The sequence below is a fragment of the Bacteroidota bacterium genome, from assembly GCA_016706865.1.
Classification (GTDB): domain Bacteria; phylum Bacteroidota; class Bacteroidia; order Chitinophagales; family BACL12; genus UBA7236.
In genome coordinates, this window is sequence record JADJIS010000002.1 from 784,417 (window position 1) to 807,987 (window position 23,571).

Genomic DNA, 23,571 nt, shown 5'->3' on the forward strand with positions numbered 1-23,571 from the left:
ATGAATGAACAATTATATAGATATTTTTCTTAACGGTTTTAAAGGATATTGGAATTATTTTTCTCATGCTATTTTACATCCTTCCTGGGATAATTATTTCTATTGGCTTATAGCAATAAGTATTATAGTATGGATGCTCGAAATATTTTTTCCTTGGCGGAAATATCAAAAAATAATCAGAACAGATTTTTGGCTGGATGGATTCTACATGTTCTTTAATTTTTTTCTTTTTTCATTAATTGGTTATTATGCAATATCCAATGTTTTTGTCACACTTTTTAATGACGGACTTGCGCTCATCGGAATTACAAATGGCATAGCAATACAAATTAATGCACTCCCATTTTGGCTAAAGATATTATTTGCATTTATTCTCAAAGATTTTATTCAGTGGAATATTCACCGATTATTACATCGCAGTAATTGGTTATGGCAATTTCACAAGGTGCATCACAGTGTTAAACAAATGGGTTTTGCAGCACACTTGCGATTTCATTGGATGGAAAATGTGGTCTACCGAACTATTCAATATATCCCATTGGCAATGTTGGGATTCGGTATAAATGATTATCTCCTGGCGAATATGATCTCCCTTGTGATCGGGCATTTTAATCACGCCAACATTAATTTGCGAATGGGTCCTTTGAAATATTTACTCAACAATCCTCAAATGCATATCTGGCATCATGCAAAAGATCTCCCAACACAATTCCGATACGGCATCAATTTCGGCATCAGTTTAAGTATCTGGGATTATATTTTTAGAACAAACTACATTCCTCATTCCGGACGTGATATTGAACTTGGATTTCCTGATGATGAACAATTTCCAAAGGATTTTTTGCACCAGGAATTATATCCTGCAGTAAAAAAGGAAAAACAACGATAGGAATACTAAAATCAGTTACGAGCTATTTATATGGATTTATTGCAGTTCCAACACCATTTTACATTCTATTACTGCCAACTAAGTTTTATCTTTGCCGTAATGACGCCTAAATACAAACGAATACTGCTAAAACTCAGTGGCGAAGCGCTGATGGGTGAACAAAATTTCGGAATTGACCCACTCCGTTTACAACAATATGCCGCCGATATCAAAGAAGTTTCGGACGCAGGCGTACAAGTTGCCATCGTAATAGGTGGTGGTAATATTTTCAGAGGAATGAGTGGTGTTGGTTCAGGTATCGACAGAGCCCAGGGCGATTATATGGGTATGCTCGCCACAGTAATTAACGGAATGGCTTTACAAAGTGCTCTAGAAAACGTTGGATTATACACCCGACTGCTATCTGCAATAAAAATGGAACAGATTTGTGAACCCTACATCCGAAGAAGGGCAATTCGCCATTTAGAGAAGGGTAGAGTGGTAATATTTGGAGCCGGCACAGGAAATCCTTATTTCACAACCGATACCGCTGCAAGTTTAAGAGCAATAGAAACAGAAGCCGACGTAATTTTAAAAGGAACCAGAGTGGATGGTGTTTATACCGCTGATCCTGAAAAAGATCCCGCGGCAACCAAATATGAAAATATCACTTTTAAAGAAGTAATAGCTCAAAACCTTAATGTAATGGATATGACAGCCTTTACATTATGTGCAGAAAATAATTTACCGATTATTATTTTTGATATGAATAAAAAAGGAAATTTATTAAATTTATTAGCGGGAGAAAATGTTGGAACATTGGTTTCTAATAAATAATATAGGCCCTCGACCTGCCAGGTTTTTTTTTAACCTGGAAGGTCTGAGGGAAGGGGAAGAAAATGAAGAATGAAGAATGAAAAAATGAAGAACACAATTTAATAATTAGATACCCTATTAAAATAAAATAACATGACAGAAGAAGATCTTAGTCTCGTGATCGACATGGCTCAGGAGCAAATGCAAAAGGCAATAAAACATTTAGAAGTGGAACTCTCGCATGTGCGTGCGGGAAGGGCCAGTCTTGCCATTTTAGATAATATCAAAGTGGAATATTATGGTGCTTTATCACCATTACATCAGGTTTCCAATTTGGCTTTGCCCGATGCAAGAACAATAACAATTCAGGCATGGGATAAAAAAATGTTGGGGGAAATTGAAAAAGCAATTCTCCAGGCAAATATCGGATTAACTCCAATTAATAATGGAGATGTAATTCGTCTTGTAATGCCTCCTTTAACAGAGGAAAGAAGAAGAGACCTTGTTAAACAAACAAAAAATATGGGTGAAACTTCTAAAATTGCCATTCGCAATTATCGCAAGGAAGCCAACGAAGAAATAAAGAGATTACAAAAAGACGGACTCCCCGAAGACATGGCAAAAGACGGCGAAGATCAAGTGCAAAAACTCACCGATAAATTCAGCGCAGAAGTGGATAAACATTTGGCGGTGAAGGAGGCGGAGATTATGACAGTGTAGGATGAGAAATGAGTAATGAGTAATGAGTTTCCGCTGACTACGTCAGTCGGGTTTTGGTTGGAATTTTAGTAAATTTACTATTGTTTATATTTTTTAACCCTTAAAAATAAATAATATGTTCTTAGAATTGGCGCATACGCGTATGCCTGTGTTTATAACAGCTAAAAAGTTATTAATTGAATGTTATAAAGTCACTCAATTATTGCCTTCTGAAGAAAAATTTAACTTAGTGCAGCAAATCAGAAGGGCAGCACTTTCTGTTTATTTAAATATCGCAGAGGGATCATCAAGGAAATCGGAAACTGAAAGAAAACGTTTTTATGAAATTGCAAGAAGTTCGGTGGTAGAGGTTGATACAGCCCTTGACTTTTGTGAATTACAATATCATTGCAGAAAGGAAGATATGAAACGATTAGGAGACGAAATTATCAGTTGTTTTAGACAATTGTCCGGCTTAATCGGGGCTTCCAAAAAGGAGAATTAATTATCAAACAGAGTAGGAGCAAAACTCATTACTCATTACTCATTACTCATTTAAATCAACTATCATCAATCCAATGAGAATCGAAAAAGACACCATGGGCTCCATCGAAGTCCCTTCCGAAGTTTACTGGGGCGCACAGACGCAACGATCTATTTTAAATTTTCCAATTGCGCAGGATATTAATAAAATGCCTAAGGAAATTATTGCAGCTTTTGCTTATTTGAAAAAGGCAGCGGCAATTACTAATAACCAATTAAATGTATTGGATAAAAGTAAATCTGATATTATTGGTCAGGTATGCGATGAAATATTGGATGGGAAATTGAATGATCAGTTTCCATTGGTTGTTTGGCAGACAGGAAGTGGTACGCAGAGCAACATGAACGTAAACGAAGTAATTGCTTATCGCGCACATGTAATTTCCGGTGGAAAATTGGCCGATGAAAAAAAGATCATTCATCCAAACGATGATGTAAATAAATCGCAATCGAGCAATGATACTTTTCCAACAGCGATGCATATTGCTGCGTATAAAATTTTGATGGAAAATACCATTCCGGGAATTGAAAAATTAAGAGATACGCTCGCAATTAAATCACTGGCATTTATGCATATTGTTAAAATTGGTCGCACCCATTTTATGGACGCAACTCCTTTAACATTGGGCCAAGAAATTAGCGGTTATGTTTCTCAATTGGATCACGGATTAAAAGCGATCAAGAACACCTTAGCGCATTTAAGTGAATTGGCTTTAGGTGGAACCGCTGTTGGTACCGGAATTAACACTCCAAAGGGATATTCAGAATTAGTTGCAAAAAATATTGCTGAATTAACAGGATTGCCATTTATTACCGCAGAAAATAAATTCGAAGCACTTGCAGCACATGATGCAATTGTGGAAGCACACGGAGCATTAAAGACTGTCGCTGTTTCTCTAATGAAAATAGCAAATGATATACGCATGTTGTCCAGCGGCCCAAGAAGTGGTATTGGTGAATTACATATTCCCGATAACGAACCCGGATCATCCATTATGCCTGGAAAAGTAAATCCAACACAATGCGAGGCAATGACAATGGTTGCTGCTCAGGTTTTAGGAAATGATGTTGCTATAAATATCGGCGGTGCAAGCGGACATTTTGAATTAAATGTGTTTAAGCCAATGATGATCTATAATTTTTTACACAGCGCAAGATTAATTGGGGATGTTTGTGTATCTTTCAATGATAAATGTGCAGTGGGAATTGAACCCATCGAAAAAAATATAGCTGCCCATGTAAACAATTCTTTAATGCTTGTTACGTCATTAAATACAAAGATCGGATATTATAAAGCAGCAGAAATTGCCCAAAAAGCACATAAGGAACATAAAACATTAAAAGAAATGGCGGTAGAGTTGGGATATGTTACGGCGGAGGAATTTGACGCTTGGGTTGTGCCGGCGGAAATGGTTGGAAAATAATGTACCAATGAACAGCCAAAAAAAATGTACCAATGTACCGATGAACAGCCAAAATATAACGATGACCTCACAGGTTTGGGAAACCTGTGAGGTCTGAGTGGATTTTGAGGCAGGGAGATGAAATAAATAAAAATTGAAGGATAAAAAATAAATTATTTAACAACAAAATAAATTTCTAGTTATGCAAGAATTAGTAAAAAAAGTTACCGAATCAGCAGGAGTTACTGATGAGCAGGCGAAAACATCTATTGAAACAATTTCGGCCTATTTAAAAGAAAAAATGCCGAAGTCATTTCATTCACAAATCGACAATATGGTAAATGGCGGAAAACTAAGTGAGGGCGTAAAAGAAAAATTAATGGACACCGCGGTCGACGTTAAAGAAAAAACAGAAGAGATCTTTAAAGATGTTGCCGAAAAAACGGAGGAAGTAATGAAAAGCATGAAGGATAAATTGGATGATCTGTTTAATAAGAAGAAAGAATAGTTTTACATCACAGGGTTTTGTCTGAATAATTATTTTTTAGGGGACAAGAACCCTACGAGGAATGAAGAACCGTGCTCTGACCTCATTTGATCTCCTCATAATCTACATAATCGTCGTCATTCTTTTTTGACGTAGTATTTTTCGGTGGATTTGTATTTCCCTTCGATTTCGGGTCCTGTTTAAGAATCCCCTGCACCATAGGTCTTATCACAATCATGTAAACTATTAATATAAATGCTATCCACGCAAAGTCGCTCATGGGAGGAGAAAGGAGAGAGGAGAAAGGAGAGAGGAGAGAGGAGAAAGGAGGTTTCTATTTGGCGATGCCAAATAGAATTTTTTATATTTTGAATTGCTCCAATAAGGAATACTAATTTGTATTTGTTTTTTCTTAGACATTATTTATAATTTTCATTAAATTTTAAGATTCTACTTAAGTGAATTTATAATTAAACTTAATTGGTGAAAACATATTTTTATAGATTCACCAAGAGATTGTAAATTTTCCTTTTTACAATAGGATTGATCTTCAGCAACATCATAAGCTGCATCAACTTCTACCAATGAACTTCTTGCAATTTCATAATATCTTTTGCGTTCAGCCGGTGAACTTTTTGATGCGCCTTCTGCAACATTCAGGTGCACTGAAATTACGGCTCGTTTAATTTGTTGAACTAAGGCATACTTTTCTTCAGATGGAAAATTCTTTATCGCCTTATAACATTCTATTACTAATTTCCTTGTCTCAATATAAATAGGAATTTTAGTATGTGCTAAATCTAAGAACATATTACTCGTTTAAGGGTTAAACATTTAATAACCCAAAAGTAATAAAAAAACGATTGATTTTCACAAGAGTCTACTCAATTTCCACACCAGCGAAAACCAACTCCTCTCTCATTATTTTTCGTCCCAACGAATACGGTCTCCTTTCTCCTTATTTTTCGCCTCAGCGAAAACCAACTCCTCTCTCCTCTCTCCTTTCTCCTCTATCGGCTCAAATACATAGATTTCTTCGAATACATCTCCCTAAAAGCCGGATCACTCAAATCAGCAATAAATCTAATTGCTTCTCCTGTTGATTTCATCTCAGGACCTAATTCTTTATTTACATTCGGGAATTTATCAAAACTAAAAACAGGTTCTTTAATTGCGTAACCGGTTAATTTTTTATCGTAGGTAAAGTCCGTTAATTTTTTTGCACCGATCATTACTTTGGTTGCAATATTTAAATAAGGTATCTGATATGCTTTGGCAATAAAAGGAGTTGTTCTACTTGCACGTGGATTCGCTTCAATTACATAAACCACTTCATTTTTAATTGCAAACTGAATATTTATCAATCCCCGAATATTAAGTGCCATTGCAATTTTTTGAGCAAAATTGTTCATTTGATCCAAAACATTTTCACTCAAATTAAATGGAGGTAAAACTGCACTGGAATCTCCACTGTGAATACCTGCAGGTTCTATATGTTCCATAATGCCCATCACATGCACATTGTCGCCATCACAAATAGCATCAATTTCTGCTTCTTCAGCTCTGTCTAAAAAATGATCAATTAATATTCTGTTATCGGGGAAATGTTTTAAAATACCTATCACACTTTTTTCCAGCTCCTCATCATTTATTACGATGCGCATTCTTTGTCCGCCCAATACATAACTTGGTCGCACCAAAACAGGATACCCAATGCGATGTGCAACTTCAATTGCTTCCTCCACATTTGTTGCTGCACCATATTCCGGATAAGGAATATTTAATTCTTTTAACAGATCAGAAAATCTTCCGCGATCTTCTGCAATATCCATATTGTCGTAGGAAGTTCCAATTATTTTAATTCCTTTCTCATGTAATTGTTTAGCAAGTTTGAGCGCAGTTTGTCCTCCTAATTGCACTATAACACCTTCCGGTTGTTCGTGTTCTATTAATTCCCAAAGATGTTCCCAAAATACCGGTTCAAAATATAATTTATCTGCAATATCAAAATCGGTAGAAACAGTTTCCGGATTACAATTTACCATTATTGCTTCATACCCGCTTTCTTTAATTGCAAGAACTCCGTGCACACAACAATAATCAAATTCAATTCCCTGCCCAATTCTGTTTGGTCCGCTACCTAAAACTATTATTTTCTTTTTATCACTTCTTACACTTTCATTTTCATCTTCAAAAGTAGAATAGTAATAAGGAGTTTTGGCTTCAAATTCTGCAGCACAGGTATCCACTAATTTATAAGTTCTTTTAATGCCGAGATTTCTTCTGTAATTATAAACCTCTTCTTCGGTACAATTTCCAACCGTATTTGCAATCTGTAAGTCGCTATATCCCTTTTGTTTTAATTCTATCATTAATTTTTTCGGAATATTATTTAATTGATATCGGCGTAATTCTTTTTCAATTTTCACCAATTCCTGTATCTGCATTAAAAACCAAGGATCAATTAAACTCTGGTTGTGAATTGTTCTAACAGGCACACCAAGATCCATTGCTTTTTTGATATTAAAAATTCTATCCCAATGCGGTTTGGCAAGACTCTCAATTATTTCCTGACTCGATTTATAAAATCCCTTTTCTCCGCTGAGTCCTATTTTATTATTTTCTAAACTCTGACAAGCTTTTTGCAGCGCTTCCTGAAAACTTCTTCCTATGCTCATCACCTCTCCAACACTTTTCATCTGCAATCCTAAAGTATCATCGGCACCCGGAAATTTATCAAAATTCCATCGCGGCATTTTCACCACCACATAATCCAATGCAGGTTCAAAATATGCAGATGTAGATTTTGTGATCTGATTACTCAATTCATCCAAATGATAACCGATGGCAAGTTTTGCAGCAATTTTCGCAATTGGGTAACCCGTTGCTTTACTTGCTAATGCACTCGATCTGGAAACACGAGGATTTATTTCTACCGCTATCAATTCTTCCGTATAAGGATCCTGGGCAAACTGCACATTACATCCCCCCGCAAAATTTCCCATTGCCCGCATCATTTTTATGGAAAGATTGCGCATGTTCTGATAACTCGTATCACTCAAGGTCATAGCCGGTGCAACTGTTATGGAGTCGCCGGTGTGCACACCCATAGGGTCGAGATTTTCAACCACACATATTATTACTACGTTATCGTTTGCATCGCGCAAAAGTTCGAGTTCAAACTCCTTCCAACCCAAAACCGCTTTTTCCACCAAAACTTCATGAGTTGGAGAAGCAGTTAAGCCCCTCATAAGCGCTGCATCGAGTTCATCCTTGTTTTGAACGAAACCGCCTCCAGTGCCTCCCAACGTAAAGGAAGGCCTGATAACCAACGGAAAACCGATCTCCTGAGCAAATTCCTTCCCTTCCAAAAAGGAATTGGCCACATGGCTCTTCGCCACGCCTATCCCCAGTTCCACCATCAATTGTCGGAAAAGTTCCCTGTTTTCTGCCCTGTCTATTGCCTCAATATCAACCCCGATCATTTTCACATCATACTTTTGCCAAATGCCAATTTCAGATACCTCTTTCGCCAGATTCAGAGCAGTTTGACCGCCCATTGTTGGTAAAACCGAGTCGATTGGAGTGCCTTTCTCAATATTCTCGATCAGGATCTTTTCAATACTTGCCGAATTCAGAGGCCATAAATAGATCTGATCTGCTGTAACCGGATCAGTCATGATGGTTGCCGGATTGGAGTTTATAAGTGACACCTTGATACCCTCCTCACGCAAACTTCTGCTCGCCTGTGATCCGGAATAATCAAATTCACAAGCTTGTCCTATTATAATTGGACCGCTTCCAATGATCAATACATGTTTTATCGAATTATCCTTAGGCATTCGTTATTTTTTAATAAGAAAAATGAAAATAAATGAAATGGGAATGCAATCGGGCGGGAAAATTGATTTAAGCAAACAGGTGACTGCATCTTAAAGGGCAAAGATAACTAACCTCTGTTGCTTTTTCTATAAAGTGAGTTACTTGTTGAAAAGTTCTGTGTGAAATTAATGCACTTCCTACCCCAAATTATTGAATAAAGCATTCATCAAACGGTCATCTCGTCATTTACTCTAACTTTGGGTCGTAATGCCAATAACAGACTCAGGATATTTAAATTTCAAACATTCGAAGATCCATTATATCCGTTTTGGAACAGGTCCAAAGTTGTTGTTTGCCTTTCACGGATTCAGTGAAAATGCGGAGAGTTTTTTGGTTTTGGAACCGGCACTTGGGAAAAAATATTCCGTTATTGCCATCGACTTACCCTATCATGGTAATTCGAAATGGAATGAACCTGATTTTTTTACCACCGATGATCTCATTAATTTATTCAGGCAATTTATTGACATTTTTAAAGTAGATCGGTTTTCTATATTGGGATTCAGCATGGGAGGAAAATGCGCTCTTTATATCTCCAAAAATTTTTCATCCCAAATTGACGAACTCATTTTAATGGCAAGCGATGGAATCAGGACGAATAAACTTTACAATGTTGCGGTATATCCAAAATGGGGGCGACAATTATTCAGGACCACAATAAAATATCCGGGTTGGTTTTTTGGGTTCATCAATATCACGCGTAAGCTAAACCTCATCTCACCATGGTTATATAAGTTTACTTATAATCATATGGAAACCCGGGAAAAACGTCAAAGATTGTATGATACCTGGATCAGTATGGGTACTTTTAATCCGGATATTGACCTGGTAAAAGAAAAATTAAACGAATATAAAATTCCGGTTTTTTTATTCTTTGGATTACGCGATGAAGTGATACCAATTGAAGTTGCTGAATACTTTGCAAAGGATTTATTACGCTGTAAACTCACCAAATTGGACAGGGGTCATTATTTTATTGATGAAAGATTGCTCCCTTTTTTAGAAACTTCATTGCAGTCCCCAATGGATTAAAAAAGTTAACTTATTGATTTAGGGGAGTTTATACTTATAAATTTTTCACGTGTATAGTTAAATGTTCATAATCGGGCTTATCTACCGTTTTCAATTTGGAATTTAAAGAATGAATGCACAATTTTACCGCTTAAACTAAACAAGCACAACTTTATGAAAAAAACACTTCTCTGTGTATTTGCCGTTTCAATGATGGCATTCGGCACATCAGCCAAAGCTCAGTCCTTTGAAGAAGGAATGAACGTTGTATCCGTTGGGATTGGATTTCCCAACATTTATAAATCCATTTACGACATCTATGAGTTTAACTCAGGTTACACTTCCAGCGGATTTGGACCACTCAATTTTAAGTATGAACATGCTCTTACCGATCAAATTGGATTAGGAGCAGCTGTTAGCTTTTTAACATACAAAAATGCTTGGGATACTGGAACTGGATTTGAAGAAGGCTACAAAGGTTCTTTATTTGCGTTATTAGTTAGAGGTAATTACCACTTTGCTACAGGCGACAAATTAGATCCATATGTAGGAATTGGTATTGGTTACATGGGATTGAATTTCGAATATTACAATGAAGATCCTGATTACGTAGACAACGGATTCTCATTTGATTTCGGTTCACCATTCGGATACTCAGGAAGTATTGGAGCAAGATATTATTTCACCGATATGTTAGGCGCTTATGCTGAGATCGGTTGGGATGGTTTAGCTCTAATGCAGATTGGTTTATCAGCTTCATTCTAAAAAAAAAAATATTTTAAAAAGGGCTGCCTGGTGCAGCCTTTTTTATTTTAGGGTAGTTGAGTTATACCCAAATTCCTGCGGTGTTTCTGTTTGGCGGAAGGGATTTTATGGAAAAGTGATAGCAACTCATAGTACAAATCACGAATGTCTGTTAATTCTTAAAAATATAACCAATATCAAGTAATACATTTGTAAAATGATCGCGATCAGCATAATTGTTGGCATTTGCATTTTTTTATACGTTTTGCTCATTTTGTACTTTCTTTTCGGTTGGATAAAATTGGAAGAATATACGGCGGGTAAAAAAAATTGTACAACTAAGGTAAGTGTAATTATACCTGTTAGAAATGAAGAGAAAAATATTAAAAATCTGCTGGATGATTTACGCGAACAACTTTATAATCGGGAGCTATTTGAAATAATAGTTGTCGACGATTTTTCTACTGATAACACTGCAGAAGTTGTAAAAAATGCGAATATTAATAATCTGAAGATCATTTCACTTGCAGCCATTTTTCAAAACAAACAAGCATTAAAGGCTAATAAAAAAGCAGGTATTCAATTGGCAGTTGAGCAGGCAAGTGGCGAGCTTATTATTACTACAGATGCAGATTGTCATGTAGGCAGCAACTGGTTACAAACAATTGTTCATTATTATGAGCAACATAAACCTGTTATGATAGCGGGTATGGTGAGTTATTACCCTGACACTAGCTTTTTGGGTAAATTTCAGACTTTGGATTTTTTAAGTTTGGTAGGAATTGCAGCAGCCTGTATTCAAAATGGATTTTATAATTTATGTAATGGAGCAAACCTTGCATACACTAAAGAAGCATTTTTAGCTGTGGATGGATTTAAAGATATTGATCACATTCCCGGTGGTGATGATATGATGCTGATGCATAAAATGGCCAAAAAATTTAATGGCAAGATCGCCTATTTAAAAAATAAAGAAGCAATAGTTTATACAAATACGGAAAAGGATTTTATTACATTCTGGCATCAAAGAGTTCGTTGGACAAGTAAGTCGACACACTATGAAGATAAAAGAATAACTGCAATTCTGGCTTTTGTTTATCTCTCCAATTTACTTATCGTAACCAATTTGGTTATTGGGTTTTTTTATCCTCCCTTATTAAAATTGGCAATGTTCCAGTTTTTGGCAAAACTTTGTATCGATACCCTGTTTGCCTATTCTGTGACTAAATTTTTTAGAAGAGAAAATTTACTTTGGTTATTTTTACCCATGCAGATATTGCATATTATTTATATTATTTTGGTTGCTCCGGCAGGTGTTTTTGGAAAATATTACTGGAAGGGGAGGAGGATATAATTTATTTAGATAAAATAAACAGCCTATCACATTGTTGCGAAATAAAAAAATAATCATCTGGTTTTTGATCGCAATAGTTAGTTTGTCGCTACTCAGTGGATGGATGCAATACGCGTCGGGTGGAAATGATTTTATTGGGGCTTCTCTAAAAAGTTGTTTACTGATTTTCGTAATAATTAGTTTTCTTATTTTGATTTTTTCTCCACCTATCCTGTTAATTCGATTCTGGTGGAAAAAAAAGGTGGTCAAATACAATATTAGCAATAACCAAAAAGTAAGATCCATCGATAAATTTATTCGAAATGGAAATGCAATGATTGGAACAATTACAATTCTGTATGCAGTTTTGCTTGCACTTTTTTCACATGTGATCTCACCCGATATTACCCCCTATGCAAACGATCAAATGAATGAACTTGCGTTCCAGTCTCCCGGATTTTCCATCAAAGTATTGAAACAGCCTTTGGAACTTACCCCACCTAAAACAAATTTTATAAATTGGATATTATTTGGCAAAAAAGTGGATTACAGGTCAGTACCTTTGACCTCATATAAGTTTGTTAAAGATTCCATTTATGTTGAAAGGTTTATAGGTGAGGCAAGTAAAGGTCAGAAATTGGGATTTACTTTATATGAAATTACCCGTGAAGATCTTCCCGTAGCGCAACAACAGAAAATTATTGAATCAAAATACCTTTCCACACGAAATTTTCTGTTTGGTACAGATGACCTTGGGCGCGATTATCTGAGTCGGATTTTATTGGGTATAAGAGTTTCTTTATCCGTAGGAGTTGTTGCGGTAATTATTGCATTATTTATCGGAATTCCACTTGGTGCTTTTGCCGGATTTTATAAAAGGAATCCACCATATATAAAAATGAAAGGCAGAAGATCGAAATTTTTAATTCCGGTAGATAATATAATTATGTGGTTCATCAATATTATCTGGGCCATACCAACTTTGTTATTGGTTTTTCCCATTGTTTTTGCTTTTGGACAGAATTTTTACACCATTTTTATAGCAGTTGGTTTAACAATGTGGGTGGATATTGCTAGGATAGTGAGAGGGCAGGTAATGCAAGTACGGGAACAGGAATTTATTCAGGCAGCTAAAACTTTTGGCTATTCAGATATGCGTAGCATTTTCATACACATACTTCCAAATATTGTTGGACCAATTATAGTTATAACCGCTGCCAATTTTGCATATGCAATTTTGACTGAGGCGGGTTTGAGTTTTTTGGGTATTGGGGTTCAGGCTCCGGCACCAAGCTGGGGATTAATGATCTCAAAATATAAAGATAATTTAATAACAGATCCCTATTTGGCACTCATTCCCGGTTTTGCAATCACTATCTTAGTGCTCGCATTCTTTATGGTTGGAAACGGGTTACGGGATGCGCTTGATATTAAAAGCCGACTGGATTAGTAACCATAAATAAATTTGTTTAAATTTATATTTAATTATATATCGTTATGGCAATTGCCGGGTTAAATGTGATGGAAATGTTGCGGGATCAGCTGAAACTTAAACAGCTGGAAATAGATTCTTTATTGGAGATAACCAAAGCAATTAATTCTAATAAATCGTCATCAGCACTGTTCGAATTATTTCACAGGACCTTAAAGGATCAGATCGGTGTGGAAAATATGTTGCTGTTCAGTAAAAATGGCAGCGATTGGGAACCTGTATTGGGAAATAAATTTATTTCCGAATTAAATCCCGGATTAGTAAATACATTATTAAAATATAATAAACTTACCGACCTCTCCGAACTCAACGGAAACTTGCCAGATTATTTAAAACAATACGACATTTTAATTCCGGTATTTCATAAAGATAATCCACTTGCATATCTATTGATGAGCAATCCAAGAGTGGAAAGTTATGAACCACTGGAAGATAAAATAAAATTTGCACAAACGGTTACAAATATTATTACCGTTGCAATAGAAAATAAAAGATTATTCAAAAAGGAATCGGAAACTCTTGCATTTCAAAAAGAATTGGAAGTAGCTGCGCAGGTTCAGAATATGCTAATTCCACACAACCTTCCTATTAACGATAAATTGCAAATGGACGCCATTTATCTTCCGCATCAAAACATTGGAGGCGATTATTATGATTACCTGCAATTAAGTGAAGATGAATTCTTTTTTTGTATTGCAGATATTTCCGGAAAGGGAATTGCAGCTGCATTGTTGATGGCTAATTTTCAGGCACAGATTCGCGAGCTTACAAAACGCAATCCTACCACCATTGAAGAATACATGCAGGAATTAAATAAGGCTGTATTAATGAGCACAAAAGGGGAGAAGTTCATCACACTTTTTCTGGGAAAATACAATCGCAAGAACAGGATATTAAAATATGTAAACTCCGGTCACAATCCTCCAATATTAGTAAACTCACACGGATATAAATTTTTAGATAAGGGGACAACTATTTTGGGTATGTTCGACGAACTTCCTTCCGTTAAAATGGGACAAATTCCAATTGTTGAAAATACCGCCATCATTTGTTTTACCGACGGCTTAACAGATGTTGTAAATGAAGCGAACCAGGTATTTCCAATTGATGCACTTATTTCGCTTGTTGAAAATAATTACAAGGGTGATGTTGTAGCTCTAAATAAAAAGATCATCGACGAAATAATGCGTTTTAAAGGGGAGGATGGAGAGGTGAGTGATGATATAACAGTGTTGAGTGTGAAGATAATGAAGTAGTGGGGTAAAAAATGAAAGAATGAAAGAATGAAGGTAGCTTAATTTTCGCCACAGAGTTACCGAAGGAACTCTGTGGAAGGGTGATCTGAATTTCTTTTTAACATCAGATCCAAATTCACCAATATCGCCATCATCATAAAAAACATAGTGCACCGATCTTGTCGGCTTCAATAAGATCACTTAGTGCAATATTAACAATTATGGTTATGATGGATAAAGTCAAAACCATCGCGAGATATTTATATTGTTTATCGGTAAATTTATTATAGAGTTTTTGCCCAAGATATAATATGTAAACCAACAATACCACCCAAATTGTCAATCCGATAAAACCCTGTTCAACCGTTACCTGCAAATAATAATTATGTACCGTTGATCGCTCCGGGTTTCTGCTGATATAGGTCTCGAATTTATTAATCGTATATTCCTTGTAATTAAAATAAAATTGTCCCGGACCAAATCCGAGATAAGGTCTTTCCTCTATCATGTGCACCGCTGCAACCCAACGATATATTCTTTCAGCACTTGAAACATCTTCCAGACTCATGGTTGATTCCATATGTTCAGAAAAATGGGTATGGTATATGGTTTTGGTATAATCCGGGGCATAATCCATATATTTATTATTGTGCAACATATAGATCACGAAAGCAATAACAACCATTATTAATACGCCTGCTGCCGGCAATAATTTATTGTAACGAATTAAAAAATATGCCACTAACGCCCCTGCAACTGATAACCATGAAGACCTTGTATAAGAGAAATATATTGCAAGCAAGAATAATAACTTTCCTAAATTAATTACCATTTTTTGCCAGGTATATTTTTTGTACCACGTGGATGCAATAAATAAGAAAGGGAATGTTAAAGCTAAAAACACCGCATAATTAACATGGTTTCGGAAAAAGGGCACCATGGTCTTATTCACTTCACTAAACCGGAATTGGTAATGCATATGATTATTAAGCGTGAATAACACAAGCAATAAAGTTGGAGTAAATAAACACCAGAATACTATTTTAAAATCTTTTATATTTTTAACTACCAGTGCTCCTATAAAATAAAAAGTTATGATAAACCATGTTTTAGCCAAAAGATATTTAAGAGATATCACAATATCCGCTGAAAATAAAGTTGTTATCATCAGCCATCCAAAGTGAATAAATAATATAATGGTGAGAGGGTGACTTATAAAGGCTCTATCAAACAACTCCTGTTTCAGAAATACATAAAAAATGAAGGTAAGCATGAACACCAACATGATGGGTTCAGTTGGTAATGTTGTACTGAAGCCTGTAGGAGAATAATATTCTATGGATGCCGGAGTTACTATCAGCAACAGATAGAATATCGTTTTGAAATTTAATATAAGCTGATATGCAAATAAAAAGGCAATGGGTACCAAAAAAAATAGTGGCTCATATAATAAGATACCGGCAAACATGGCAACAATACCAAGAATTGCAGCGGTACGGAAAATATTTAATTCAACAGGTTGTGCCTGTAAACTACGCATTCTTTATTTTGCTTTTTATTTTTCTGTAGTTTTCTGTCAATACAGCAAGTATCACTAAAAATATAAAAGCACCCAATGTAACACCTATAACAATGAGTGAACGAACTGGCTTGTCTTTTCTAATTGCCGGATATGCTTCTTCAGTAATATTAACAGTTGAAAAATCGGTATTAATGGAAGTGAGATTTTGATCAAGTATTTTTTTATTTACGCTGAGGTCTTCCACCGCGTCTTTTAATTTTTCTTCCAATATGATAAGTGACTCACTGCTTATACCAGCCTTTTTCATGCCTCCGATACTATCCTTTAAATTTTCAACCTCGGCATCTTTCATGGCAACCTGTTTCTTAAAGGTTTCCACTACTAATTTTTTATCGCGCAACAACATTGCTTTATTGTGTCCATCAATGGTTGTAACAATATGGGTCACCATTTTAGCCGCCAGATCTTTATCTGTATCCCAAATGGAAACTTCAATGGCAGCATATTCCGTTTCAATGGCCCTGTAATTTTTCAGGAATTCCTTTTTTGTATTGTAACGCGCCATTTCTTTTGTGGAATCTATTCCGTAATGTTCCATCAAATGAAAATGATTGATCATATAATCTATGATGCTGCTGGTATTTGCAATTGTTAAAATTCTGTCCACATCTCCGGCACTTCCGAAATAGTCGATCTCAATTTCTCCCGCCGACTGGCTGTATAACACCTGCCTGTCTGACATTATCGGATTGGTAGGATAGAAGGTAACGGACGATTTATAATAATTTGGCATAAAGAACCAGGTAACGATACAGGCAACTATTGCCACAATTACTGTAATAATTATGGTGGGTTTGCGCCACTTATAGATGATCTGTATTAACCGGATTATATCATTGGATTGTTCCATACATGAATTTTAGACGGCAAAGGTAGAAAAAGTCAATCAGAATCAAGCCCTTTTGCGAATGCCTGCCATCACGGGCTGTATCATCTCTTTTATCTCTGTCAATTTGATAAGTCCTGATGCCGCAGAAGCAGCAACAGACATTAAACCGGCAATAATGAAATTAAAATACCATGCAATGGGTAATTCATATATACCAAAATTTAAAATGATAACCAGTGCTATAAAAACCAGACTTCGCATCCATTGTAGATCACTTCCCTTGATGGAAAACAATTTTGAAGCATAATACATATGAGCGGCCAGAATAATTAACTGAGCCGAAACAGTAGCAATTGAGGAGCCCTGCGCTTTGTAGGTTGGGATAAGCAGAACGTTTAATACTATATTCAAAATAAATCCGACAAGTGATATTTGATTTAGCCTTTTAATATTACCGCTGGCAGTGATCAAACTTCCATAAATATATGTTATGCTGATACAAATAAAACTCAACATCAACAACCCTAAAATATTTGCGGAATAAATGTCGCCGGAACTATATAATAATTGCATTATTTCCAACCTGTAAAATATAATGGTAATTCCAGCAGCAACAGAAAATATAAGCATCAGGGTATATCCGAGTTCAAAAAGGGGTTTTATATTTTCTTTGTTTTCTATCATCCTCGAAAACATAGGCATTAAGAGACCGGCAAATAAAAATCCCAATATACTCATCGCATCCAATAATCTAAATGCTGATGCGTAGATGCCCGCTTCGTAGGCGCCATTTTCTCCGAGCATTCTTTCCAGTAGCACTCCATCAGTCCTGAAGTAGGCGGTCATTAAAAAACCTAATAATGCATAGGGATAACTTTTTAAAAATACCTCTTTAATTAAACCACTGTCAAAATTCCATCTGATTTTTATATGTTGATTGAACAATATCAAAATTGCAACAACTAAGGAGAAAATATATCCAAATATCTGCACCCAGATAAAAGTTGTTATACTTATTTCAAAAGGAAAAATATTTGTCCATAAAATACATCCACAAATAACAGAAGTGGTGAGTTTATCCAAAACAGATAAAAAAGCATCTGTTCTGAAAAGATGAAGGGCATTTACATTGGAACGTAAAAACGAATAAAATGACATTAATATCTGCATTAAGATCAGCAATAATAAAATGGCAATTTGTTCATTTGAAAAATTAACACCAATGGCTGCAACAAATATTAAAATGCTATAAACTACAGATAAAACAAATTTTGCGATCAGGGTGGAAAATAAATATTGGCCTAATTTTTCCGGCTGCCGGGCCACCATTCTGTTGTTAAAATTATTGATACCGAAATCAAGTACAACTTGAAAAAGCCAGGCAAAATTGAATAACGCAAAATAGACGCCATAGGCATCAGGGCCTATTGTATTCTGCACTGAGCGGTCAATTCCCAATATCCAGAAGGGTTTAACCAGTAAGTTAAGCAGCAGCAGAAAGCTGATATTGGTGATAAAATTTTTCCGCATTATTTTGTTGGAATGCTAAAAATAGTTATTATTGCTTCAAATTACACGCTGGCGACAAACTTCTACTTAAAGATTTAGTGATACGGGATACTTCTACGCTTTTTCATTTAATGATTAAAAACAACTGTATAACATGCTGATAGCTGTTAATACCCGTTTCCTTATTAAGGATAAGCTGGAAGGTATTGGTTGGTTTACTTATGAAACCATGAAACGCCTCACCCGAAATCACCCGGAACATACTTTCCTGTTTTTGTTCGACCGTGATTGGGACCCTGAATTTATTTTTTCTGACAATATTATCCCGCTCAAAGTTTGGCCTCCTGCCCGACACCCCTATTTATGGAAATATTGGTTCGATTATGCACTCCCGCAAATATTTAAAAAATATAAACCGGATGTATTTATATCCACCGACGGATTTTTATCCCTAAAAACCCATGTGCCTACTTTACTCGTAATTCACGATCTTGGATTTGAACATTATCCGGATCATACTCCCGGAATCGTGAGTAAATATTACAGGAAGTTTACCCCTCTATACGCAAAAAAAGCTACCCGTATAATTACAGTTTCCCAATTTTCGAAAGATGATATTGTGAAACATTATCATACCGATCCTAAAAAAATTGATGTGGCACATAACGGTGCAAATGATCAATATGTTGTTTTGCCGGAGGAGGAAAAGGTGATAACCAGGCAAAATTTTGCAGGTGGCAAACATTACTTTGTGTATGTTGGATCGGTACATCCCCGAAAAAATGTGAAAAATTTATTGTTGGCCTTTGATCTCTTAAAGAAGGAAAATGCCACAGATCAAAAATTAATAATAGTTGGCCGATTAGCATGGAAGACAGATGAAACCCAGGCAGTTTTTGATAATATGCAATTTAAGGAGGATGTTATTTTTACCGGTCATCTGCAATTAAACGACCTCACACGAATTGTAGCTTCTGCTGATGCATTTGTATTCCCTTCTTTATTTGAAGGATTTGGGATTCCGGTGCTGGAATCAAGGGCATGTGGTGTTCCTATCATTACCTCCAACCGCAGCAGTCTGCCGGAAGTTGCGGGTAAAAATGCCCTGTATTTTGATCCGGATAATATTGATGATATAAAAAATGCCATGGAAGAATTTTTGTTTAATCGCAAAAAATATATCCCTTCACCAAGTGACGTTCAAAATGTGAAGCAAGAATTCAACTGGGACAAATCATCCGAAATAATCTATAATGCTGCAATGCACTGCCTGAAAAAAAGTGCAAAGGATAGTCATGTTATAGTGCTCAATTGATTTTGAGATTCGTTTAAATTAATATGGATAAGTGGTCTTTTCTCTGTTAAAATATCTAGAGAATACACAGGCGTAACTATTTTTTATCTAAATTTGATTTAAAGAACTTGATTTAATATGCGTTATATCCTTTTTACCTCTATTTTTCTATTCCTGGCCAGTAATATTAATGCTCAGGAAACAAAGCAGGTGTTGCAATTTCCCTTGCAGTCCACCATTAATTTTTCAGAAATTAAAACACAGTGGAACCCTCAGTTATTATGTCTCGAAATGCCTGCTCCCGGTTCAGAAACCTACAGAAGATATTTAATTGATCTTAAAAATGACTTATATGGCAACCGAACCTTTGGTTCCGAAAATAATTATAAAGAATCCGAAATAAATAATCTTCCGGATCCGGCAATATTGACAGGATGGGAGGGCAATATCATGGGATCTGGAGTTCCTAACGATAATGATATGGCTATTTCAAATGATGGAAAAATAATTTCTGTAATTAATTCCTCCATTTACATCTACGATACTTTAGGAACTTTATTGAAATCTGTTTATTTGTCCACCTTTGCCGATACACTTGGCATTGCTGCATCTTCTTTTGATCCCAAGGTAATGTATGATCCCCGTGCGGATAAATTTATTTTATTGTTTCTTAATGGATTTACACCCGAAACTAGTTTAATTACAGTTGCTTTTTCTAAAACAAATGATCCTACTGGTGAATGGAATTTTTATGCCTTGCCTGGTAATCCTAAAAATGATACCTTATGGACTGATTTTCCAATGATGGCAATCACGGAAGAAGAATTATTTCTTACCATTAATTTAATTATTCCCGATGAACCATGGCAAACTGGTTTCAGCGAAACACTTATCTGGCAAATGAGTTTGGATAAGGGTTATGCAGGAGATTCTTTAGATGCAGTTTTTCACGACAATATATTTTTTGGAGGTAAACCCATTCGCAATTTAAATCCTGTAAAAGGAGGCGAAACTACTTATGGTCCTGATATGTATTTTTTGAGCAATAGAAATTTTTCTCCGGAAAATGATACTATATTTATTGTGCATGTTACGGGATTGTTGGATGATCCGGGAACTGAAGTGGAAATTGATTATTCCATCGCCAATAAAAAGTACGGTGTTCCTCCGCAGGCGAGGCAATATCTCACCCATATTTTTGATACTAATGATGGAAGGGTATTAGGTTCATTTTATGAGGACGGTCAAATTCAATTCGTTTCGAATTCTCTTGATCCTGCTACCGGTTTCTGCGGAATTTATCATGGTGTAATTACAGATCTGGAAGGAGAAAAAACAATTGTTGCAAATATTATTGGGGATGATACTTTGGATTTCGGTTATCCGAATATTTCTTATTCAGGACATTATGATGGTGATAATCAATCTATTATTGTATTCGATCATACAGCGCCAACTGTTAATGCCGGAATGAGTGCCATTTATTTTAATTGGTATGCATACTCTGATGCAGTAAATATTAAAACCGGAGATACTTACGTAAATGTTTTATCAGGAGCTTATGAACGTTGGGGAGATTACACGGGATCACAAAGAAGATATAATCATCCGGGTGAAGTTTGGGTAAGTGGAAATTTTGGAAAGTTTGTAGAAACATTTCCATTTTCCAGCAGAAATAATGCAACATGGATAGCGAAATTAGAAAGTAATGATGTGCATGCAGCAGATATTTTATCATCTGAAAATGACTTACAATCAAAAGTTTATCCAAATCCCTTTGAAAACTATTTTACCACAGAATTTGAATTGCCCAAATCAGGTGAGGTGGATATCCGAATTTATGATTTAAATGGAAAATTAATCAAACACCTTTTAAATACACAGGGATCAAAAGGGTTGAACATATTTTCTTTTTCCATGGAACCTTTGGCTGCCGGTAATTATATTTTGGAGATTAAATTGGATGGTATGGAATATGCCACATCGCAGATAAATAAACAATAGTAAGGAAAATATATTAATGTTCTCGTATGGGGAATTGATATTGAAAAAATGAACAGCAAATATAATTGCTTTTGATTGTCAGTTTGATGTAAAAAAAATCTTCCTGTCATTGAAAAGAATTTTTCATGACATTAGTATTGATGGAATATAATTATTTTGTATATACATCAAAAAAAATGTTATGAAAACATCATCTCTACTTTTTTTAGTCTTTGTATTGACAAAAATTTCCGCGCAGGAAATCGACTTTCTTCACATCAATGAAATGGATGCTTTGTTTGCCTCAGATGGAGTTTTGTTTTTTGATAATAATGAGATTGAAGCACATATGATATTTCCTGATCCCGTTGTCGGCGAAACTCCGGTTTCTACTATATTTTTAGCAGGACTTTGGGTAGGAGGTATTGATGATGGGGGATTATTACATGTTGCAGCTCAAACGTATCGTCAATCAGGAAACGACTTTTGGCCAGGTCCCATTGCTACTGATTATGATTACCCGGGATATGCAGAAAAATATGATGATGTTTGGGTCTGTAATAAAAGTACAATCGACGATCATATAACTAACTGGAATACAGTAGGATATATTGTTCCAGAATCCATATCTGATTGGCCCGGAAATGGTGATCCGATAAATGGAGAAGCGGCAATTCTAGCTCCTTTTTTTGATTATAATAATAATATGCTCTATGATCCGGAAAATGGTGATTATCCAATTATTCGTGGTGATCAAGCTGCGTTTTTCATTTTTAATGACGATGCTGAATTGCATATGGAAAGCGGAGGAGAAAAACTAGGATTGGAAATTCATGCAATGGCATATGCATTTGACGCTCCTTCTGATAGCGCTTTGGATCAAAGTATATTTTTGAATTATGCAATTATAAATAAATCAACCAATAATTATAGCGATTTTATTATTGGAATGTTTTCTGATTTTGATATTGGCGCATATGATGATGATTATGTAGGATGTGATACTATGTTAAATATGTTTTATGGGTATAACGGAGATTTTGTTGATGGTCCAACTTCGCCAAATTACGGTCCATTTTGCCCAGCCCAGGGTATCATGTTTTTAAATCACCCACTTTATGCTTTTAAACATTGGGAAAGTAGTTTTGAAGTTAATGGCTTTCCGGAAGTTGCAGATGATTATTATGAATATATTTCCGGATTATGGAAAGATGGGACTTCACAAACCTATGGAGGAAATGGCTATGGTGGTGATGTAAATACCAGATATGCTTATCCTGGAAATATCTTCGACCCGGATGCATGGAGTGAAGTTTCACTCCATAATTCACCATACGACCGAAAGAGTACAGGGTCTGTAGGACCACAGGCTTTAAATAGTGGCGATACTATTTGCCTGGATATGGCATTTCCCGCAGCAATTGCATATGATACATTATTTTTAGATTCACTCGGATACGGTTATTTTCCGTGGTATGCTGTTTCCGTCTTAAAAGAACGTGCTGCTTCAATTCGGAATTTTTATAACACAACTTATTCAGATTGTTCGATTATATATTTAAGAAATCCGGATTTTGTAGAAGGAGTGGAGCAAGAACAATTGTTAGCTGCAAAAATTTATCCCAATCCGGCAAACACTGTAATTAATATTGAAATGCGCAATCAAATCCCGGGTGTTAAATTAATAGAAATTTGGAATGCATTTGGACAAAAAGTTCTCACTACTGAATTATTTGATACAGATGTGGTGCAAATAAATGTAAATGAATTCCCTGTAGGATTATATTTTATCCAAATTAATTCCCCTGTTGGAGAAACATTTACTGCTGGATTTCAAAAATTTTGAGAATGTTAATCCTGC

The 23,571-nt window shown here is 35.6% G+C and carries 20 protein-coding genes; 14 read left to right on the plus strand and 6 right to left on the minus strand.

The window, feature by feature from the left end:
- Positions 1-4: 4 nt before the first annotated feature.
- The 6 genes from IPI31_06435 to IPI31_06460 all read left to right on the plus strand — a co-directional run bounded on the left by IPI31_06435 (position 5) and on the right by IPI31_06460 (position 4,837).
- Positions 5-889, plus strand: coding sequence for a sterol desaturase family protein (locus tag IPI31_06435; protein ID MBK7567451.1), 885 nt, complete (start codon positions 5-7; stop codon positions 887-889).
- A 99-nt stretch (positions 890-988) separates the two neighbouring features.
- On the plus strand, positions 989-1,705 hold the full coding sequence (locus IPI31_06440; protein MBK7567452.1) for a UMP kinase: 717 nt from the start codon (positions 989-991) through the stop codon (positions 1,703-1,705).
- A 132-nt stretch (positions 1,706-1,837) separates the two neighbouring features.
- Positions 1,838-2,404: a ribosome recycling factor gene (frr, locus tag IPI31_06445; protein ID MBK7567453.1), complete on the plus strand. Its 567-nt coding sequence runs from the start codon at positions 1,838-1,840 to the stop codon at positions 2,402-2,404.
- A gap of 115 nt (positions 2,405-2,519) precedes the next feature.
- A complete protein-coding gene (locus IPI31_06450) occupies positions 2,520-2,888 on the plus strand; it encodes a four helix bundle protein (GenBank protein ID MBK7567454.1) in 369 nt (122 codons plus the stop codon).
- A 73-nt stretch (positions 2,889-2,961) separates the two neighbouring features.
- Positions 2,962-4,350, plus strand: coding sequence for a class II fumarate hydratase (gene fumC / locus IPI31_06455; protein MBK7567455.1), 1,389 nt, complete (start codon positions 2,962-2,964; stop codon positions 4,348-4,350).
- 181 nt (positions 4,351-4,531) lie between these two features.
- Positions 4,532-4,837 carry a hypothetical protein gene (locus IPI31_06460; protein MBK7567456.1) on the plus strand — a complete coding sequence of 102 codons (306 nt, stop codon included), beginning with the start codon at positions 4,532-4,534 and terminating at the stop codon, positions 4,835-4,837.
- 82 nt (positions 4,838-4,919) lie between these two features.
- Here the strand turns inward: IPI31_06460 and IPI31_06465 are convergent, their stop codons facing one another.
- From IPI31_06465 to carB, 3 genes are all read right to left on the minus strand, one after another.
- The gene (locus IPI31_06465; protein ID MBK7567457.1) at positions 4,920-5,096 is read right to left on the minus strand and encodes a hypothetical protein; all 177 of its coding nucleotides are present in this window, start codon (positions 5,094-5,096) and stop codon (positions 4,920-4,922) included.
- 170 nt (positions 5,097-5,266) lie between these two features.
- A complete protein-coding gene (locus IPI31_06470; GenBank protein MBK7567458.1) occupies positions 5,267-5,626 on the minus strand; it encodes a four helix bundle protein in 360 nt (119 codons plus the stop codon).
- 200 nt (positions 5,627-5,826) lie between these two features.
- On the minus strand, positions 5,827-8,658 hold the full coding sequence (gene carB, locus IPI31_06475) for a carbamoyl-phosphate synthase large subunit (GenBank protein ID MBK7567459.1): 2,832 nt from the start codon (positions 8,656-8,658) through the stop codon (positions 5,827-5,829).
- A gap of 247 nt (positions 8,659-8,905) precedes the next feature.
- Between carB and IPI31_06480 the strand changes: the two genes are divergently transcribed.
- The 5 genes from IPI31_06480 to IPI31_06500 all read left to right on the plus strand — a co-directional run bounded on the left by IPI31_06480 (position 8,906) and on the right by IPI31_06500 (position 14,534).
- Complete coding sequence (locus IPI31_06480; protein MBK7567460.1) at positions 8,906-9,730, plus strand: alpha/beta hydrolase; 825 nt, start codon at positions 8,906-8,908, stop codon at positions 9,728-9,730.
- Positions 9,731-9,883: 153 nt separating this feature from the next.
- Positions 9,884-10,474, plus strand: coding sequence for a porin family protein (locus tag IPI31_06485; protein ID MBK7567461.1), 591 nt, complete (start codon positions 9,884-9,886; stop codon positions 10,472-10,474).
- A gap of 196 nt (positions 10,475-10,670) precedes the next feature.
- The gene (locus tag IPI31_06490) at positions 10,671-11,807 is read left to right on the plus strand and encodes a glycosyltransferase (GenBank protein ID MBK7567462.1); all 1,137 of its coding nucleotides are present in this window, start codon (positions 10,671-10,673) and stop codon (positions 11,805-11,807) included.
- 313 nt (positions 11,808-12,120) lie between these two features.
- A complete protein-coding gene (locus IPI31_06495; protein ID MBK7567463.1) occupies positions 12,121-13,236 on the plus strand; it encodes an ABC transporter permease in 1,116 nt (371 codons plus the stop codon).
- A gap of 47 nt (positions 13,237-13,283) precedes the next feature.
- A complete protein-coding gene (locus IPI31_06500; protein MBK7567464.1) occupies positions 13,284-14,534 on the plus strand; it encodes a SpoIIE family protein phosphatase in 1,251 nt (416 codons plus the stop codon).
- A gap of 133 nt (positions 14,535-14,667) precedes the next feature.
- Here the strand turns inward: IPI31_06500 and IPI31_06505 are convergent, their stop codons facing one another.
- Genes IPI31_06505 through IPI31_06515 form a run of 3 tightly spaced genes read right to left on the minus strand, consistent with a single transcriptional unit; the run spans position 14,668 to position 18,454 of the window.
- Entirely contained in the window at positions 14,668-16,053 is a 1,386-nt protein-coding gene (locus IPI31_06505) for an O-antigen ligase family protein (GenBank protein MBK7567465.1), read from the minus strand.
- A complete protein-coding gene (locus IPI31_06510; protein MBK7567466.1) occupies positions 16,046-16,945 on the minus strand; it encodes a hypothetical protein in 900 nt (299 codons plus the stop codon). Before IPI31_06510 ends, IPI31_06505 begins: the two co-directional genes overlap by 8 nt.
- Positions 16,946-16,987: 42 nt before the next feature.
- Entirely contained in the window at positions 16,988-18,454 is a 1,467-nt protein-coding gene (locus tag IPI31_06515) for an oligosaccharide flippase family protein (GenBank protein MBK7567467.1), read from the minus strand.
- 133 nt (positions 18,455-18,587) lie between these two features.
- On the opposite strand from IPI31_06515, the gene IPI31_06520 reads away from it, so the two are divergent.
- From IPI31_06520 to IPI31_06530, 3 genes are all read left to right on the plus strand, one after another.
- The gene (locus IPI31_06520) at positions 18,588-19,748 is read left to right on the plus strand and encodes a glycosyltransferase family 4 protein (GenBank protein ID MBK7567468.1); all 1,161 of its coding nucleotides are present in this window, start codon (positions 18,588-18,590) and stop codon (positions 19,746-19,748) included.
- Between the two features lie 117 nt (positions 19,749-19,865).
- Positions 19,866-21,731 carry a T9SS type A sorting domain-containing protein gene (locus tag IPI31_06525; protein ID MBK7567469.1) on the plus strand — a complete coding sequence of 622 codons (1,866 nt, stop codon included), beginning with the start codon at positions 19,866-19,868 and terminating at the stop codon, positions 21,729-21,731.
- 181 nt (positions 21,732-21,912) lie between these two features.
- On the plus strand, positions 21,913-23,556 hold the full coding sequence (locus tag IPI31_06530) for a T9SS type A sorting domain-containing protein (protein MBK7567470.1): 1,644 nt from the start codon (positions 21,913-21,915) through the stop codon (positions 23,554-23,556).
- The last annotated feature ends 15 nt before the right edge of the window (positions 23,557-23,571 follow it).

Bases quoted from the DNA above. Each gene is read 5' to 3' on its own strand.
- IPI31_06505 (MBK7567465.1), bottom strand. From the start codon at position 16,053: ATGCGTAGTTTACAGGCACAACCTGTTGAATTAAATATTTTCCGTACC.
- carB (MBK7567459.1), bottom strand. From the start codon at position 8,658: ATGCCTAAGGATAATTCGATAAAACATGTATTGATCATTGGAAGCGGT.
- IPI31_06490 (MBK7567462.1), top strand. From the start codon at position 10,671: ATGATCGCGATCAGCATAATTGTTGGCATTTGCATTTTTTTATACGTT.
- IPI31_06435 (MBK7567451.1), top strand. From the start codon at position 5: ATGAACAATTATATAGATATTTTTCTTAACGGTTTTAAAGGATATTGG.
- IPI31_06485 (MBK7567461.1), top strand. From the start codon at position 9,884: ATGAAAAAAACACTTCTCTGTGTATTTGCCGTTTCAATGATGGCATTC.
- IPI31_06460 (MBK7567456.1), top strand. From the start codon at position 4,532: ATGCAAGAATTAGTAAAAAAAGTTACCGAATCAGCAGGAGTTACTGAT.
- IPI31_06525 (MBK7567469.1), top strand. From the start codon at position 19,866: ATGCGTTATATCCTTTTTACCTCTATTTTTCTATTCCTGGCCAGTAAT.
- IPI31_06515 (MBK7567467.1), bottom strand. From the start codon at position 18,454: ATGCGGAAAAATTTTATCACCAATATCAGCTTTCTGCTGCTGCTTAAC.
- IPI31_06530 (MBK7567470.1), top strand. From the start codon at position 21,913: ATGAAAACATCATCTCTACTTTTTTTAGTCTTTGTATTGACAAAAATT.
- IPI31_06450 (MBK7567454.1), top strand. From the start codon at position 2,520: ATGTTCTTAGAATTGGCGCATACGCGTATGCCTGTGTTTATAACAGCT.
- frr (MBK7567453.1), top strand. From the start codon at position 1,838: ATGACAGAAGAAGATCTTAGTCTCGTGATCGACATGGCTCAGGAGCAA.
- IPI31_06510 (MBK7567466.1), bottom strand. From the start codon at position 16,945: ATGGAACAATCCAATGATATAATCCGGTTAATACAGATCATCTATAAG.
- IPI31_06470 (MBK7567458.1), bottom strand. From the start codon at position 5,626: ATGTTCTTAGATTTAGCACATACTAAAATTCCTATTTATATTGAGACA.
- IPI31_06500 (MBK7567464.1), top strand. From the start codon at position 13,284: ATGGCAATTGCCGGGTTAAATGTGATGGAAATGTTGCGGGATCAGCTG.
- fumC (MBK7567455.1), top strand. From the start codon at position 2,962: ATGAGAATCGAAAAAGACACCATGGGCTCCATCGAAGTCCCTTCCGAA.
- IPI31_06480 (MBK7567460.1), top strand. From the start codon at position 8,906: ATGCCAATAACAGACTCAGGATATTTAAATTTCAAACATTCGAAGATC.
- IPI31_06495 (MBK7567463.1), top strand. From the start codon at position 12,121: ATGATTGGAACAATTACAATTCTGTATGCAGTTTTGCTTGCACTTTTT.
- IPI31_06440 (MBK7567452.1), top strand. From the start codon at position 989: ATGACGCCTAAATACAAACGAATACTGCTAAAACTCAGTGGCGAAGCG.
- IPI31_06520 (MBK7567468.1), top strand. From the start codon at position 18,588: ATGCTGATAGCTGTTAATACCCGTTTCCTTATTAAGGATAAGCTGGAA.
- IPI31_06465 (MBK7567457.1), bottom strand. From the start codon at position 5,096: ATGAGCGACTTTGCGTGGATAGCATTTATATTAATAGTTTACATGATT.